Below are 14,301 nucleotides of genomic sequence, written 5' to 3'. Positions count from 1 at the left end.
CTCGCTTGGCCGCATGATGGAACGCGTTGACTTCGGCATCGACCGGCTGCTTGCCGACCAGACCCTTCTCGCCGAACTGGGTGAACGCCGTGTCGCGCTCGTAGCCCATCCGGCGAGCGTCACGCAGGATCTGACCCACAGCCTCGATGCGCTGATCGCCCGCGGCGTGAACGTCACCAGCGCCTTCGGCCCGCAGCATGGCCTGAAAGGCGACAAGCAGGACAACATGGTCGAGACCGCGGACGAGATGGACGCCGCTTACGGCATCCCGGTGTTCTCGCTCTACGGCGAAGTGCGCCGTCCCACGGGGCAAATGATGTCCAGCGCGGACGTCTTCCTGTTCGACCTGCAAGACCTGGGCTGCCGCATCTACACTTTCGTTACGACGCTGCTTTATTTGCTCGAAGAGGCGGCGAAATACGGCAAGGAGGTCTGGGTGCTGGACCGGCCCAATCCCGCCGGGCGTCCAGTCGAGGGGACGTTGCTGGTACCGGGGCAGGAGAGCTTCGTCGGTGCCGCGCCGATGCCAATGCGTCACGGGCTGACCATGGGTGAGATGGGCCACTGGTTCATCGAACATTTCGATCTCGATGTCGCCTACCACGTGGTGACGATGGCAGGCTGGAACCCCGATGCGGGCGATGGACGGGTGGCGAGCGGGTATGGCTGGCCCGCCTCGCGCATCTGGATCAATCCGTCTCCCAATGCGGCGAGCGTCAACATGGCGCGCTGCTATGCCGGGACGGTGATGCTCGAAGGCACGACCCTGTCCGAAGGGCGCGGCACGACCCGCCCGCTCGAGGTTCTATTCGGCGCACCCGATATCGATGCCAAAGCGGTCGCGGGTGAGATGCAGCGCATGGCGCCCGATTGGCACGACGGCGTGGCTTTACGCGAATGCTGGTTCGAGCCGACCTTCCACAAACATGCAGGAACGCTGTGCAACGCCTTGATGTTGCACGCGGAAGGGCCGCATTACGATCACGCCCGGTTCAAGCCCTGGCGGCTCCAGGCGCTAGCTTTCAAGGCGATCCGCAGGCTCTACCCCTCCTACGACCTATGGCGCGATTTTCCCTACGAATACGAGCTCGGCAGGCTGGCGATCGACGTCATCAATGGCGGCCCGGGGTTGCGGGAATGGGTTGACGACGCGGCCGCCGCTTCCGACGATCTCGATGCGCTGGCGTCGCATGACGAGGCAGCGTGGGTGCAGATGGTTCGTCACCACCTGCTCTATTGACGCCGTGACGATCGAGCACCCAGACCCAACTTTCGACGAGGCCGAAGCTGACCGGCGGCTGACCGTCGACAAACGCGATGCGATCGCCATGCTGGCCAAGGCGGACAACCGGATGCGTGCCGGCGATCACCGCGCGGCCAATGCCTATTACGGGCAGGTCGGTCGGCTCGCGGGCGAGGGCGCGGCGATCGACCGCGACGAATTGCTGCGGGCGCGTGATGCCTGCGAATGGCTGGCGCAACGTTTCCGACAGTCGATCGTCGATGGTCTCGCGGCCGAAGGGATCGGGCCGGGGGACATGCATCCGCGCTTTGCCAAATCGCTGGCGATTATGTTCGGCGAGCGGCCGCGCGATCCGGTTCATGTTCGCTACCCGCAAATGCCGAACATGTACTTTTATCCGGGTCTGCCGGACGTGGAATTTGCCGATGTTTCCGGCATGGCGTGGACGCGGGCGATCGAGCGCGAAACCGAGACGATACTCGGCGAAGCGCAGAGTCTTCTTAAAGGCGCCTCGGACTTCCGCCCCTATGTGAAGGCCGCGGTAGACCGTCCGCAGGGCGATGTTCACGGCATGCTCGAAGATCCCTCGTGGAGCACGCTCGACCTAACCGAAAAAGGGAACCCGGACGAGCGGAAGGTCGCGCTTGCTCCACACAGTTGGACCACCATCTCGAGCGAAGCGCCGCTATGCGATATTCCCAACCGCGCGCCGTCGGTAATGTTTTCGCTGCTACGTGCGGGTGCGCGCATCCCGCCGCATACCGGCATGATCAACACCCGCTATGTGTGTCATCTGCCGCTGATCGTACCGGGCGATGGAGTGCTCAGGGTCGGCACCAGTCAGCGCGCGTGGGAACAGGACAAAATCCTGATCTTCGACGACACAGTCGAGCACGAGGCATGGAACGACGCCGCCATCGATCGCCTGGTCTTGATCTTCGACGTCTGGCGACCCGAAATCGGCGAAGACGAGCGCGAACAGATCCGTGCGCTATTCCGCGCGGTCGATGCCTATTAGCGGCTACTTCGACGGTTCGGCAGGCAGCAGCGCGCCGCCCTTCTCCGGTGGGAGCGGAAGCGGTCGGATATCCTCGCGGTCGCCCATCATCACCACGACCGAACACCCGTCCTGCTCGCGGTCTACCGCATAGATCGCATAGGGCCTTTCCGGCGAAGCGGGTTCGCGGTCGAGCAAGGGTGGTTGCCCATTTTCCTCGCGGGCCTGGGTGATGCGGTCGTTGCAGAGTTCTTTGTCGGCAGACCTTGCATGCGGCAGCACGACTACGGATTCGTCAATGGCTTTCGAGCGTTCGAGCGATACGCTCTGCGCGGCAATGGCCATTCCCTGCTGGTCAGGCGTTTTCGCGACTTCACCGGATGCTCCGATCAGCGTGAAGGCAATAGCGGGTGCTAGGATGATGCGCATGTCGTTTTTCCGTGGCTTATCAGCGCCATAACACAAGCGAGCGGCATTGAGGAGGTCGATCAGTGCCCCTGCTTGCGAGAGAGCTCGCGCATCGCGTCGTCGAGCCCATCGAGCGTCAGCGGATACATGCGGTCGTTTACCAACTCTTTCATGATCTTGGTCGACTGCGAATAGCCCCACTGCTTTTCAGGCACCGGATTAAGCCAAACGGTCGCAGGGTAGGTGTCGGTCACCCGCTTCATCCAGATGCCGCCGGCTTCCTCGTTCATGTGTTCGACGCTGCCGCCGGCATGAGTGATTTCATAGGGGCTCATCGCGGCATCACCGACGAAGATGACCTTGTAATCGTGTCCGTATTTGTGCAGCACGTCCCAGGTCTTCGTCCGCTCCTGCCAACGACGCTTATTGTCCTTCCACACGCCTTCGTAGAGGCAATTGTGGAAGTAGAAGAATTCGAGATTCTTGAATTCGGCGGTGGCCGCGCTGAACAATTCTTCGACCAGCTTGATGAACGGATCCATCGATCCGCCGACATCGAGAAAAAGCAGCAATTTGACCGCGTTGTGACGCTCGGGCCGCATATGGATGTCGAGCCAGCCCTGCTTGGCCGTCCCGTCAATCGTCGCATCCAGGTCCAGCTCGTCCGCTGCGCCCTCGCGCGCGAAACGCCTAAGCCGCCGCAGCGCCATCTTGATGTTGCGGGTGCCGAGCTCCTTGGTGTTGTCGAGGTTCTTGAACTCGCGCTTTTCCCACACCTTGACGGCGCGCTTGTGCCGGCTTTCCCCGCCGATCCGCACGCCTTCGGGATTGTAGCCCGAATTGCCGAATGGGGAGGTACCGCCCGTGCCGATCCACTTGTTGCCGCCCTCGTGGCGCTTTTCCTGTTCCTCGAGCCGCTGCTTGAGCGTCTCCATCAGCTCGTCCCAGTCGCCGAGCTTTTCGATCTCCGCCATTTCTTCTTCGGTGAGGAACTTCTCGGCGACGGCTTTCAGCCAGTCCTCCGGCACGTCCACCGGGTTCTGGCCGTAATCGGACAGGATCCCCTTGAAGACCCGCTGAAACACCTGGTCGAACGTGTCGAGCATCCCTTCGTCCTTCACAAAGGTCGCGCGGCTCAGATAGTAGAACGCCTCGGGTGTCTGCTCGATCACGTCACGATCGAGCGCCTCGAGCAGCGTCAGGTGTTCTTTGAAGCTCGCGCCGATCCCGGCCTCGCGCAGCTCGTCCATGAAATTGAAGAACATGGGCTGCGGTCTAAACCCGATGGCGATGCGTTTCCAGTCTTCTCGATCGCGACCTTTGCGCGACCCCTTAAACCTTCGATAACCATATCGGAGTTAGGGCGGGGCCATTCAGGGGACGCCACCGCCATGAAGCCGATCGAAATCGACACCGCGAACGCTGCCGCGCTTGATGCCATCCCGGAAAGATGCGGGGCGGTGACAGTCGGCTGCGCCGATGTTGCCGGCGTTGTCGAGGCGGTCATCCAGTCGTCGGAAAAACTGCGCGAGGAATACGAGGCGCTCAGCGGCACCGTCAGCGCGCTCGAAGCGGATCAGGACAAGGTCGCCGAGGCAAGCGATGAAGCGCGGCTGCTGTCCGAACGTGCCATCGAGCGTTTGGGCGAGGGGACGTCGCTCATCCAGTCTTCGCTCGGGCAGATCGGCTCGTTGCTCGACCTCGTCGACACGCTCGGCCAGCACGTCACCAGTTTTTCCGCCGCGATGGAGCAGGTCCGCCGCAGCGCGCAGGATATCGACGACATTGCCGAAACCACCAATATCCTCGCGCTGAATGCCACGATCGAAGCGATGCGGGCGGGCGACGCCGGACGCACCTTCGCGGTGGTGGCGAGCGAGGTGAAGAGCCTGGCCAACGATACGCGCAAGGCGACCGAGGAGATCGCCTCGACCATCGATGCGCTGGGCGAAGAAGCGAGCGTCGTCATCACCCGGATCGAGGAAGGCTCCAAGGCGAGCGGGCAGGCCAAGGAATCGGTTGCCCGGATCGAAAGCACGATCGAGAGCGTCGGCGAGCTCGTCGAGGAAGTCGACAAGCAGAACGACGTCATCGCGCGCTCGACCGGTACGATCAGCGGCCATGTCGATGCCGTCCAGCGGGTGCTCACGAGTTTCGACGAGGCCGGGCGATCCAACGAGAAACAGCTCAACGGCGCGCAAAAGCGCATGGAAGAGCTTGAGATGACCGCCAACGACATGTTCGACGAGTTGGTTCAAACGGGTCTTTCACCACGCGACAGCGCGATGGTCGACCACGCGCAGGCCACCGCGCGCAAGCTGCTCAAGACGGTCGAAGAGGGGATCGAGAAAAATATCGTGTCGGTCGCGGACGTCTTCGACACCGATTACAAGTGCATACCAGGATCGAACCCGGAAAGGTTCACGACGCGCTTCACGAACTACGCCGAGCGGGAATGGAAGCCGATCCTCAATAGCATCACCGATCAGGTCGACGATTGCGTCGCAGCGGTTTGCGCAAACATGGATGGGCACATGCCCACCCATATCGATATGTTCTCCAAGGCGCCGACCGGCGATGTCGCTCACGATACGCGCTTCTGCCGCAACGGACGCATCGTCATGGACCTGGCCGACAAAGCGGCGCTCGAAAGCAACGCGCCTTATCGCATGTCGGTCTTCCGGCAGGAAGGCGATGGCAAGAACTATTACATCGTGCGCAGCGTCTACGTGCCGCTATTCATCCAGGGCAGGCGCTGGGGCGATCTCAAATTCGCCTACATGCTGGGCGGATACCAGCATCTGATGGACAAGGCCTGACGGGGGCTTTTCCGCTTGCGAATTAGTTCGGGTTGCGCCGCGCCATGAAGGCGAGCCGTTCGAACAGCATCACGTCCTGCTCGTTCTTGAGCAGCGCACCGTGCAGGGGCGGGATCGCGTTGTTGGGATTGCTGTCCTGCAGCACCTCGAGCGGCATATCCTCGTTCAGCAGCAGCTTCAGCCAATCGAGCAGTTCGCTGGTCGAGGGCTTTTTCTTGAGGCCCGGCACTTCGCGCAGCTCGTAGAAGATATCCATCGCCTTCTTGACGAGGGTTTTCTGGATGCCGGGATAGTGCACGTCGATGATCGACTGCATTGTCTCGCGGTCGGGAAACTTGATGTAATGGAAGAAACAGCGGCGCAGAAAGGCGTCGGGCAGTTCCTTTTCATTGTTCGAGGTGATGACGACGATGGGACGTTCCTTCGCCTCGATCCGCTCCTGCGTTTCGTACACATCGAAACTCATCCGATCGAGCTCCTGCAACAGGTCGTTCGGAAACTCGATATCCGCCTTGTCGATCTCGTCGATCAGCAGGACGGGAAGCTCCTCGCTGGTGAAGGCCTCCCACAATTTGCCCTTCTTGATGTAGTTGCGAATGTCGTGAACGCGCTCTTCGCCGAGCTGCCCGTCGCGCAGGCGCGCAACCGCATCGTATTCGTAGAGACCTTGCTGCGCCTTGGTGGTCGACTTGACGTTCCACTCGATCAGCGGCGCGCCGATGGCCGTGGAAATCTCATGCGCGAGGACGGTCTTGCCGGTGCCAGGCTCGCCCTTGACCAGCAGCGGGCGGCGCAGCGTGACGGCGGCGTTGACGGCGACCTTCAGATCCTCGGTCGCGATATAGTCGCTGGTGCCTTCGAAACGCTGCTGCTCGGTCTGGTTGTCGCTCATGAGTTTCCCTTAAAAACTTTTTTCGCGCAGGAGCGATAAGCGGGTACGCCATCGCACGCAAGGCCATGGCTTTCGATAGGAAAGTAGCTACAATGCCGTTGTAAGGCACGCAATTGGGCAGCAGTAACTGACGCGTAATAGAGCGTTTTGAGGGTCGAGAAATAGGAATGACAACTTTTAGTAGAAGTTTCACGTGCACGGTCATTTCGTTGTTCTTATTTGGTGCTTCGGGCTGTCAGAGCACGACGAAGCAACAAATGGCTCAGTTGGAAGCCGAGCCTGAGCTTCGTATTTATGCGAAACACGCTTTCGCGAAAGAGCAAGCAGTATTTTTCGAAACACCATCCGCTCAGTTGATGCGCGAGGCGCTGAGTGCAACTTCCCTCAAGCGGTTTCAAGTTTCAGCTATTGGATGTAGAGTTTCAACCAATGGCAAAGTTGGTGAGTGTATCGACATCAAGTATTCTCATGATGATGAGACGCTGGTCCGTTATACCGAGAAGCTAATCTCTGAGTTTGTCGTTAATAGGGATGAAACGGAGCTCGTGGAAAATGATTTGTATTTGGGTTTCGACATCGCCGAGAAAGATTCGGTTGAGTTTATCCGTTGTGTCGTAGTTTTGCTATGCGGCATTCCAACTCCACCACCCCCGGAGCCGCCACCACATGAAAAAGATGGTATGGAGGCAGCAACGCGTGACTGATGCTGCCTCCGCGAAGTCTGCGACCTAGTTTGGATACGGTTGCCCGGTGTTTGACCGGTAAATATCTTTCGGGTCTCTGGGTGTAGGATGATTTCCGGTGCTCGCGCTATACAGATTCAGGCCAATCAAGCTAGCCATCTGCTGACCCATCTCTTCAGCAAAAGCTTCGTTATTCGCCCCGTATTCGCTAGAGTAGAAATCGCCCGAGGAGGTGGGGTCGAGCCGTTGCACATCGACTCTCAATTCCCAAAAATCATGGGCGATTTGGTTCATATGTCCAAGTTCATGTAAAACCAAAGCGTGCATTCCGGAGTTATCTACGTAGGATGAGTCGCCATAGTAATCAGATCCTTGTCCGTCCCCAATAATCGACCCGTAGTTGATAAAGTCGTTGTTTTGTCCAATGGGTACAAACTCGGCCGAACCGACACCTCTATTATTAAAGTTTGTCCTGTCGGTGACGGTGAATGCAGTTCCCACTAACTCTGCGCGAAGGGTCGCAACCGAAATCGTCCGATTCAATATGGTTACGGTTTGCAGAGCGTTGGCAGCATCGAGTTTTTCCAAGATTCGAATGACTGCAGCAGCAAGTTTCTTGGCCGCTTCATTGAGATCATTCTGATCTGTATTGGGATCAGTTTTCTCGGTTCGGATTGAGACTTCGATTGTATTTTGTGGTGTAGAGCCGTCTTCTGGAATGGTTCGCGGGGTGTAAAATCGTACGCCCGGTACTCCATCCGTAGATATCGAATAATTCAGTACGAACGATCCGTCGGACTATTGCTCTCTCTTTCCGGTCACAATGATCGACATAGGTGCTCCTGTTATAGGCTTTCGCCAGGGAACCCGTCGATAGTTGGTCCCGTAGATTGTAGGAAAGCGATAAGTTTTCCTTTTGTTCTCATGACATTTCTATATACTGGATCGCAATAGGAAGCGCGCAAGGGGTCAGCGGGGCAGCGCCAGGATGCGCTGAGCGATCGCTTCGAGGGTCGCGGTTTCGACCTTGGACTCCGGGTTGTTCCAGCCAGCGGTTAGGATCCAGTCCTCGCCCGCTTCGTCGCGCAGCAGCCAGGTGAGGTTGAGCACGCCCGGTTCCGACCCGCCCTTGAAGCCCGCATAGTCCCACTGCGCCAGGGCGCTGTCGGGCAGGCTCGGGCGCACCGCCATCACACCGAGCGCGGTGTCGCTTTCATAGGCACTGATGCGGGTGAGCAGGCCGGCGAGGTCGCGCGGGGAAGCGAACCATTCGATGTCGATCGCGCCGGGCGTCTCGCTGGCAAACGTCTGCTCGACTTGCTCCTGCGAGACGTCGTCTTCGGTCAAAGCTTCCAGGATTGCGCGCTGGGCCTCGTCATCGGCGGCGCGGTAGCGGGCAAGGAACGCCTCGCTCACCCCGCGAAAGCCGAACAGCTCGCGCGTGGTCAGAAGCGGGATCGTGCGCGAGGGATCGGCATTGCCGCTCGCGATCAGCTCGGCCTCCACGCCTTCGCGGGTCAGCACGCCAATCAGCTGGTCGGTCGCGGTGTTGTCGCTGATCGAGACCATCATCACCGCGAGCGTGTGAAGCGTGATGGGCGAATTGTCGGGCCAATCCTGCATCTGTCCGCTCGGCAGTGATTTGCGGTCGAGCGGGACGACCGTGTCCCAGGCAAGCCGTCCGCTTTCGATGGCACCGGTGAGCGCCGAGAGCACGTAGAGCTTGAACGTCGAACCGAGCGCCAGCTGCGTCTCCGGATTGTGCGCGAAGACCGGATTGTCGAGGTCGCCGAGCCGCGCGAGGAGGGCGTTACTGGTGCCGGGCAGCGCGGCCAGATCGGCGGCGATCTTCTCCGGGCTGTCGCCGATCGGATCGAAGGTCTGGAAAAGGAGGCCGCTGACCCGGTTCTCGTCTTCGGGATCGATGGTGATGCCGCCGCGCGCAATCGCGCGTTCCATGCGCAGCGCCAGTCCCGAGCGGATGCCCCCGGGCACGTCGAGGCTTTCTACCGCCAGCGCGGCGCCGAATTGCGAGGTCAGCTGCTGCGAGATCGCCTTGAACTGCGCTGGCGGGACCGAGGCGAGAAAGCTGTCGGTGAAGATCGCCTCCGGCTCGATGTCGCCATTGACGAGATCGACCACCTGACGCGCGCGCATTTCGAGCGCGTATTGCTCGGCAGGTTCCTGGACCATTGGCTCGCCGTCCTGCGCATCAGCGGGCACGGCGAAGCCGAGCGGGGCAAGGGCAGCGAGCGCGATGGGAAGGGCGAACTGGGCATTACGGTGCATAAATCTCTCCGATCGGGCGGGACACCAGGCACCCCTACACCTGCGTGTTGATCACCGCGAGCAGAACCAGTCCCAGCTGCAATGCGAGCACCACCCCGGTCGCGATCCGCCAACCCTGCGCCGCCCCCGCCATGCCGCGCGCCCAGGTCCAGGCGGCAATCAATCCGGTGGCGATACCGGCAGCCCCGACGATCACAAGTCCGGGCACATAGGGAAGCAGCCAGAGCAGCGCGAACAACACCGCGATCTGCCCCACCATCGCGCCGGTGAACCAGACGATGGGGATCGGGCGATAGGCACTGTCGGGCACTTCCCAATCGGGCAGCGAGGCGTCGGGCCGCGAAATGCGGCGATCGCCCGCCATGATGTCCTCGGTGTTGGGGTCGGGGCGCTCGCCTCTTTCGGCCATCACGCGTCGATCATGTCGCGGTCCATTTCGCCCGCGCGGTTCTGGATGAAGTTGAAGCGGTGTTCGGGGTTGCGGCCCATCAGCTGATCGACCAGTTCCTTAACGCTCGCGCGCTGTTCAAATTCCTGGGGCAGGGTGATGCGAACTAGGCTGCGTGTGTCGGGATGCATAGTGGTTTCGCGCAGCTGCTGCGGGTTCATTTCGCCAAGGCCCTTGAAGCGCGCGACATCGACCTTCTTGCCCTTGAACACCGTCTCCTCCAGCTCGGCGCGGTGCGCATCGTCGCGGGCGTAGCGGCTCTCCTTGCCCGCCGTCAGGCGATAGAGCGGGGGCTGGGCGAGGAAGAGGTGCCCCTCGCGGACAATATCCGGCATTTCCTGGAAGAAGAACGTCATCAGGAGCGTCGCGATGTGCGCGCCGTCGACATCCGCATCGGTCATGATGATGATCCGGTCGTAGCGAAGGCTTTCCGCATCGCAATCCTTGCGCGTGCCGCAGCCCATCGCGAGGCCCAGGTCGGCGATTTCGCTGTTGGCGCGGATTTTGTCGGCGGTGGCGGAAGCGACGTTGAGGATCTTGCCGCGGATCGGAAGGATCGCCTGCGTCTTGCGATCGCGCGCCTGTTTGGCGCTGCCTCCGGCCGAATCCCCTTCGACGATGAACAGTTCGGTTTCGCGGTCGCCTTCGCCGGAGCAGTCGGTAAGTTTTCCAGGCAGGCGCAGCTTTTTCGCATTGGTCGCCGTCTTGCGCTTGATCTCGCGTTCCTGCTTGCGCTTCAGGCGCTCTTCCATGCGCTCCATCACTTCGCCGAGAAGCGCCTTGCCGCGCTCCATATTGTCGGCGAGGAAATGGTCGAAATGGTCGCGCACGGCGTTTTCGACGAGGCGCACAGCCTCCGGCGAGGTCAGGCGGTCCTTGGTCTGCGACTGGAACTGCGGGTCGCGGATAAAGACGCTGAGCATGACTTCGGCGCCGTTCATCACGTCATCCGCGGTGATGTCCTTGGCCTTTTTCGTTCCGGTCAATTCGCCGAAAGCGCGAAGCCCCTTTGTCAGCGCGCCGCGCAAACCCTGTTCATGCGTGCCGCCATCAGGGGTGGGCACGGTGTTGCAGTACCAGCTCGTCGACCCGTCGGAATAGAGCGGCCAGGCGATCGCCCACTCGACGCGGCCTTGGTCGTCCGGAAAATCCTGCTGCCCGGTGAAGGGCTGAGCGGTAACGCATTCGCGCGTGCCCACCTGCTCGGCCAGGTGATCGGCAAGGCCGCCGGGGAACTTGAAAACGGCCTCGGCGGGGACGTCCTCGGAGACAAGGCTTTCGGCGCATTTCCAGCGGATTTCGACGCCTGCGAAGAGATAGGCCTTGGAGCGGGCCAGCTTGAACAGGCGGTGCGACTTGAACTGCCGGTTACCGAAGATCTCGCTGTCGGGCGTGAAGGTGACGGTGGTGCCGCGCCGATTTGGCGCCGCGCCTACCACCTCGATAGGTCCGAGCGTCTGGCCCTTGGAGAATTCCTGCGCGTAAAGCTGCTTGTCGCGCGCTACCTCTACGCGTGTATGCGAGGATAACGCATTGACGACGCTCACCCCGACACCGTGAAGCCCGCCGCTGGTCGCGTAGGCCTTGCCCGAGAATTTGCCGCCCGAATGGAGCGTCGAGAGGATCACTTCGAGCGTCGATTTCCCCGGAAACTTGGGATGTTCGTCGACCGGGATGCCGCGTCCATTGTCGCTGATCGAAAGGCGGTTGCCTTCCTCCAGCTTGACCTCGATCCGGCTTGCATGGCCCGCAACCGCTTCGTCCATGGCGTTGTCGAGCACTTCGGCGGCGAGGTGGTGCAGCGCGCGGTCGTCCGTGCCGCCGATATACATGCCCGGCCGGCGGCGGACGGGTTCGAGCCCCTCCAGCACCTCGATCGAGGAGGAATCGTAGTCGCCGCTGGTCGCGGGCGCGTTTTCGAAGAGGTCTTCGGCCATCATCACAGGATATGGCGCGCGCACGGTGCGCTCACAAGACCGGGGCGATCCTTATGCGCAAGTGAGCGCGCGAGCGCTTCAGTTGCCGAAGCTCGAAGGTGCAGCGTCGACGGCCACGATATCGCCATCCCGCACCTGTCGCACTTCGAGCGCGCGTTGCGCCACGCCGCTGCGCGCGAAGCGGAACGGTCCGTCGACGCCCAGGAAGCCGCCGCTGTCGTAAAGCTGGCGCACCGGAAAGTCGTCGCCGACCTCCCACCCGCGCGCGATCCTGAGCGCGAGCAGCACGGCATCGTAGCCCAGCGTCGCGATGCGATAGGGGCGGGCGCCAAAACGCGCTTCGTAGCTTTCCGCAAAGCGCCGGAAGCGGGCATCGGAAACGGCAGAAAACAGCGCGCCCTCGACCGCCTGCGCCCGCGTCAGCGCTGATTCCCCGCTCCACAATTCGGTGCCGATCAGGCGCGTATTTCCTGCCCCCTGGCTGCGCAATTGCCCCGCCGCCTGAATCGATAGGCGCGCGCCGTCGGCAATCAGCACGGTGTCGTAGCCGCCCCGCTGCCGCAGCCGCTGCGCCGCGCCGACGATCGAGGTGTTGCCGCGCGCATAACGCTCGAACGCGACGAGATTGCCGCCATAATCGCCGAGCGAATTCTGCAGCGCCTTGTAGGCGCGCTGGCCGTAGTCGCCTTCGGGCAGGAGCGCTGCGAAGTTGTTCGACCCGTTGCCGCGCGCATATTGGATCGAGCGCTGGACCGATTGTTCGGGGATGTGGCCCATCACGAAGACGTCGCCGCTCGCCACCGTTGCATCGTTGGAGAAGGCGATCGCGGGAACGCCGGCGGGTCCGGAAACCGATTCGACCGCGGGGACATTGTCGGCGAGAAGCGGGCCCAGGATCAGCTTGTTGCCATCGGCAATCGCTTGGCGCGCCGCCTCGCCGGCACCGCGCGACGTATCGTAGGTCGTCAGGCGAAGGTTCTCGGCATTGGTGTCGAGCAGCGCCATGGTCGTCGCATTGGCGAGCGACTGGCCGACATCGGCCGCGCTTCCCCCCATCGGCACCAGCAGCGCCACGCGGTGGCGCGTCGTGTCGGTGGGCAGCGCGGTCGGACTGGGCGACGGAGCGGCGGTGGGCGGCGGTGGGGCCGAGACGGTTTCGGTGCGCGGCACCACCTGGCAGCCCGCAAGTACGCCCGCCGCGCCCGCCAGAGCGAGGAACCGCCCGGTTCCCGCGCTTGTGAACGAACGCGCGCGACCCGCGCCGAAAATCGCCTTCACCAATCGCTTCATTCTTGCCGACCCCTCGGAGGTGCTGCAAAGACCGGGTGTGAGCACACGGTCCCCCGATCCGGCGCAAGAGCGGGTGTTGCCCGGTGCAACGCCGCCTGCCGAACCGCTCGATGCCGGTCTCTATATTGTCGCCACGCCGATTGGCAATCTCGGCGATATAACGCTCCGCAGCATCGACGTGTTGCGCCGGGCCGCGCTGATCGCTTGCGAGGATACGCGGGTGACGGGCAAGCTGCTGAAGGCGATCGGGGTGGACACGCGGATGCAGCGTTACGACGACCATGCGCCAGCCGAACGGCGCGCGCGGTTGCTGGAGCGGGCGCAGAAGGAGGCGGTCGCGCTGGTGAGCGATGCGGGGACGCCGCTCGTATCCGATCCGGGCTATCGCCTTGTCAGCGAAGCGCGCGGCGCGGGCGTCGCGGTGACGGCGCTGCCGGGGCCATGCGCGGCGATTGCCGGCCTGACCCTGTCCGGTCTGCCGACCGATCGTTTCCTGTTCGCAGGCTTCCTGCCGGTCAAGGACAAGGCGCGGCGCGAGGTGCTGGATGAAGTCGGGACGGCCGCGGCGACGCTGATCTTCTACGAAACCGGACCGCGCCTGGCGAAGAGCCTTGCCGCGTTGGCGGACATCTGGCCTGGGCGCGAGGTGGTGGTGGCGCGCGAACTCACCAAGCTGCATGAGGAGGCGCGCGGCGGCACCGCCCAGGCACTCGCCGAACATTACAGCGCGCATCAGCCCAAAGGAGAGATCGTGCTGCTGGTGGGGCCGCCGAAGAACGAGGAGCAGAGTTTCGACACCGACGCACTCCTACGCGAGGCGCTCGGCGAAATGAGCGCGAGCAAGGCGGCGGGGCGTGTCGCGAAGCTCACCGGATTGGAGCGGCAGACGCTCTATGCCCGCGCGGTGGAGTTACGCGGCGAATGAACGAAAAGCGGATTATCGCCGACCGCAAAGGCCGCGAAGCCGAGGCGCAGGCGGCGCAATGGCTCATGCAGCAGGGCTGGCAGGTGATTGCCGAAAGGGTGAAAACCAAGCTCGGAGAGATCGACCTCATCGCACAGCGCCCCGGCATGACCGCCTTTATCGAGGTCAAATGGCGCGCCCGCAGCGCCGATCTTGCCACCGCCATCGACGAACGCCGCCTCGCGCGCGTCGCCGCAGCGGTCGAGATCGTCGCGCACGAATATGCCGGGCCCTGCGACGACATTCGCATCGACGTATTGCTGCTTGCGCCCGGCACCCGTCCCCGCCACATCGAGAATGCGTGGATGCCCTGAACATCACCAAAAACGGA

At 62.1% G+C, this 14,301-nt stretch carries 14 protein-coding genes; 6 read left to right on the top strand and 8 right to left on the bottom strand.

What is annotated here, in order from left to right; genetic code table 11:
- Positions 1-13 precede the first annotated feature (13 nt).
- Both V2I30_RS07950 and V2I30_RS07945 read left to right on the top strand, forming a co-directional pair.
- Entirely contained in the window at positions 14-1,240 is a 1,227-nt protein-coding gene (locus V2I30_RS07950) for an exo-beta-N-acetylmuramidase NamZ family protein (protein ID WP_330661579.1), read from the top strand.
- Positions 1,241-1,244: 4 nt separating this feature from the next.
- A complete protein-coding gene (locus V2I30_RS07945; RefSeq protein WP_330661578.1) occupies positions 1,245-2,261 on the top strand; it encodes an aspartyl/asparaginyl beta-hydroxylase domain-containing protein in 1,017 nt (338 codons plus the stop codon).
- A gap of 3 nt (positions 2,262-2,264) precedes the next feature.
- Here V2I30_RS07945 and V2I30_RS07940 read toward each other — a convergent pair whose 3' ends face one another.
- Together V2I30_RS07940 and V2I30_RS07935 are read right to left on the bottom strand one after the other, a co-directional pair.
- Positions 2,265-2,669: a hypothetical protein gene (locus V2I30_RS07940; protein WP_330661577.1), complete on the bottom strand. Its 405-nt coding sequence runs from the start codon at positions 2,667-2,669 to the stop codon at positions 2,265-2,267.
- Positions 2,670-2,728: 59 nt separating this feature from the next.
- Positions 2,729-3,913: a vWA domain-containing protein gene (locus tag V2I30_RS07935; protein WP_330661576.1), complete on the bottom strand. Its 1,185-nt coding sequence runs from the start codon at positions 3,911-3,913 to the stop codon at positions 2,729-2,731.
- Positions 3,914-4,039: 126 nt separating this feature from the next.
- Between V2I30_RS07935 and V2I30_RS07930 the strand changes: the two genes are divergently transcribed.
- Entirely contained in the window at positions 4,040-5,467 is a 1,428-nt protein-coding gene (locus V2I30_RS07930; protein ID WP_330661574.1) for a methyl-accepting chemotaxis protein, read from the top strand.
- 22 nt (positions 5,468-5,489) lie between these two features.
- Here the strand turns inward: V2I30_RS07930 and V2I30_RS07925 are convergent, their stop codons facing one another.
- The gene (locus V2I30_RS07925; protein WP_330661573.1) at positions 5,490-6,359 is read right to left on the bottom strand and encodes an AAA family ATPase; all 870 of its coding nucleotides are present in this window, start codon (positions 6,357-6,359) and stop codon (positions 5,490-5,492) included.
- A 257-nt stretch (positions 6,360-6,616) separates the two neighbouring features.
- On the opposite strand from V2I30_RS07925, the gene V2I30_RS07920 reads away from it, so the two are divergent.
- On the top strand, positions 6,617-7,063 hold the full coding sequence (locus tag V2I30_RS07920) for a hypothetical protein (RefSeq protein WP_330661572.1): 447 nt from the start codon (positions 6,617-6,619) through the stop codon (positions 7,061-7,063).
- A 24-nt stretch (positions 7,064-7,087) separates the two neighbouring features.
- Here V2I30_RS07920 and V2I30_RS07915 read toward each other — a convergent pair whose 3' ends face one another.
- From V2I30_RS07915 to V2I30_RS07895, 5 genes are all read right to left on the bottom strand, one after another.
- The gene (locus V2I30_RS07915; protein ID WP_330661571.1) at positions 7,088-7,630 is read right to left on the bottom strand and encodes a hypothetical protein; all 543 of its coding nucleotides are present in this window, start codon (positions 7,628-7,630) and stop codon (positions 7,088-7,090) included.
- Between the two features lie 381 nt (positions 7,631-8,011).
- The gene (locus V2I30_RS07910) at positions 8,012-9,331 is read right to left on the bottom strand and encodes a serine hydrolase (protein ID WP_330661570.1); all 1,320 of its coding nucleotides are present in this window, start codon (positions 9,329-9,331) and stop codon (positions 8,012-8,014) included.
- 34 nt (positions 9,332-9,365) lie between these two features.
- Complete coding sequence (locus tag V2I30_RS07905) at positions 9,366-9,740, bottom strand: hypothetical protein (protein ID WP_330661568.1); 375 nt, start codon at positions 9,738-9,740, stop codon at positions 9,366-9,368.
- Positions 9,740-11,716, bottom strand: coding sequence for a DNA topoisomerase IV subunit B (parE, locus tag V2I30_RS07900; RefSeq protein WP_330661648.1), 1,977 nt, complete (start codon positions 11,714-11,716; stop codon positions 9,740-9,742). Before parE ends, V2I30_RS07905 begins: the two co-directional genes overlap by 1 nt.
- Positions 11,717-11,794: 78 nt before the next feature.
- Positions 11,795-13,006, bottom strand: a complete 1,212-nt coding sequence (locus tag V2I30_RS07895; protein ID WP_330661567.1) for a penicillin-binding protein activator — start codon at positions 13,004-13,006, stop codon at positions 11,795-11,797.
- 37 nt (positions 13,007-13,043) lie between these two features.
- Between V2I30_RS07895 and rsmI the strand changes: the two genes are divergently transcribed.
- Positions 13,044-13,931 carry a 16S rRNA (cytidine(1402)-2'-O)-methyltransferase gene (gene rsmI, locus V2I30_RS07890; RefSeq protein ID WP_442896913.1) on the top strand — a complete coding sequence of 296 codons (888 nt, stop codon included), beginning with the start codon at positions 13,044-13,046 and terminating at the stop codon, positions 13,929-13,931.
- Positions 13,928-14,284 carry a YraN family protein gene (locus V2I30_RS07885; protein ID WP_330661566.1) on the top strand — a complete coding sequence of 119 codons (357 nt, stop codon included), beginning with the start codon at positions 13,928-13,930 and terminating at the stop codon, positions 14,282-14,284. The genes rsmI and V2I30_RS07885 overlap by 4 nt, the downstream gene beginning before the upstream one ends.
- The last annotated feature ends 17 nt before the right edge of the window (positions 14,285-14,301 follow it).

It is taken from the genome of Erythrobacter sp., assembly GCF_036351135.1.
In the GTDB taxonomy this organism is placed as follows: Bacteria; Pseudomonadota; Alphaproteobacteria; order Sphingomonadales; family Sphingomonadaceae; genus Erythrobacter.
This window is presented reverse-complemented; position numbering and strand designations above follow the sequence as displayed.

What these genes read in the sequence shown, in the direction of transcription:
- V2I30_RS07895 (WP_330661567.1), bottom strand. Translation starts at nt 13,006, where the DNA reads ATGAAGCGATTGGTGAAGGCGATTTTCGGCGCGGGTCGCGCGCGTTCG.
- V2I30_RS07935 (WP_330661576.1), bottom strand. Translation starts at nt 3,913, where the DNA reads ATGTTCTTCAATTTCATGGACGAGCTGCGCGAGGCCGGGATCGGCGCG.
- V2I30_RS07920 (WP_330661572.1), top strand. Translation starts at nt 6,617, where the DNA reads ATGGCTCAGTTGGAAGCCGAGCCTGAGCTTCGTATTTATGCGAAACAC.
- V2I30_RS07910 (WP_330661570.1), bottom strand. Translation starts at nt 9,331, where the DNA reads ATGCACCGTAATGCCCAGTTCGCCCTTCCCATCGCGCTCGCTGCCCTT.
- V2I30_RS07885 (WP_330661566.1), top strand. Translation starts at nt 13,928, where the DNA reads ATGAACGAAAAGCGGATTATCGCCGACCGCAAAGGCCGCGAAGCCGAG.
- V2I30_RS07905 (WP_330661568.1), bottom strand. Translation starts at nt 9,740, where the DNA reads ATGGCCGAAAGAGGCGAGCGCCCCGACCCCAACACCGAGGACATCATG.
- V2I30_RS07925 (WP_330661573.1), bottom strand. Translation starts at nt 6,359, where the DNA reads ATGAGCGACAACCAGACCGAGCAGCAGCGTTTCGAAGGCACCAGCGAC.
- V2I30_RS07950 (WP_330661579.1), top strand. Translation starts at nt 14, where the DNA reads ATGATGGAACGCGTTGACTTCGGCATCGACCGGCTGCTTGCCGACCAG.
- parE (WP_330661648.1), bottom strand. Translation starts at nt 11,716, where the DNA reads ATGGCCGAAGACCTCTTCGAAAACGCGCCCGCGACCAGCGGCGACTAC.
- V2I30_RS07930 (WP_330661574.1), top strand. Translation starts at nt 4,040, where the DNA reads ATGAAGCCGATCGAAATCGACACCGCGAACGCTGCCGCGCTTGATGCC.
- V2I30_RS07940 (WP_330661577.1), bottom strand. Translation starts at nt 2,669, where the DNA reads ATGCGCATCATCCTAGCACCCGCTATTGCCTTCACGCTGATCGGAGCA.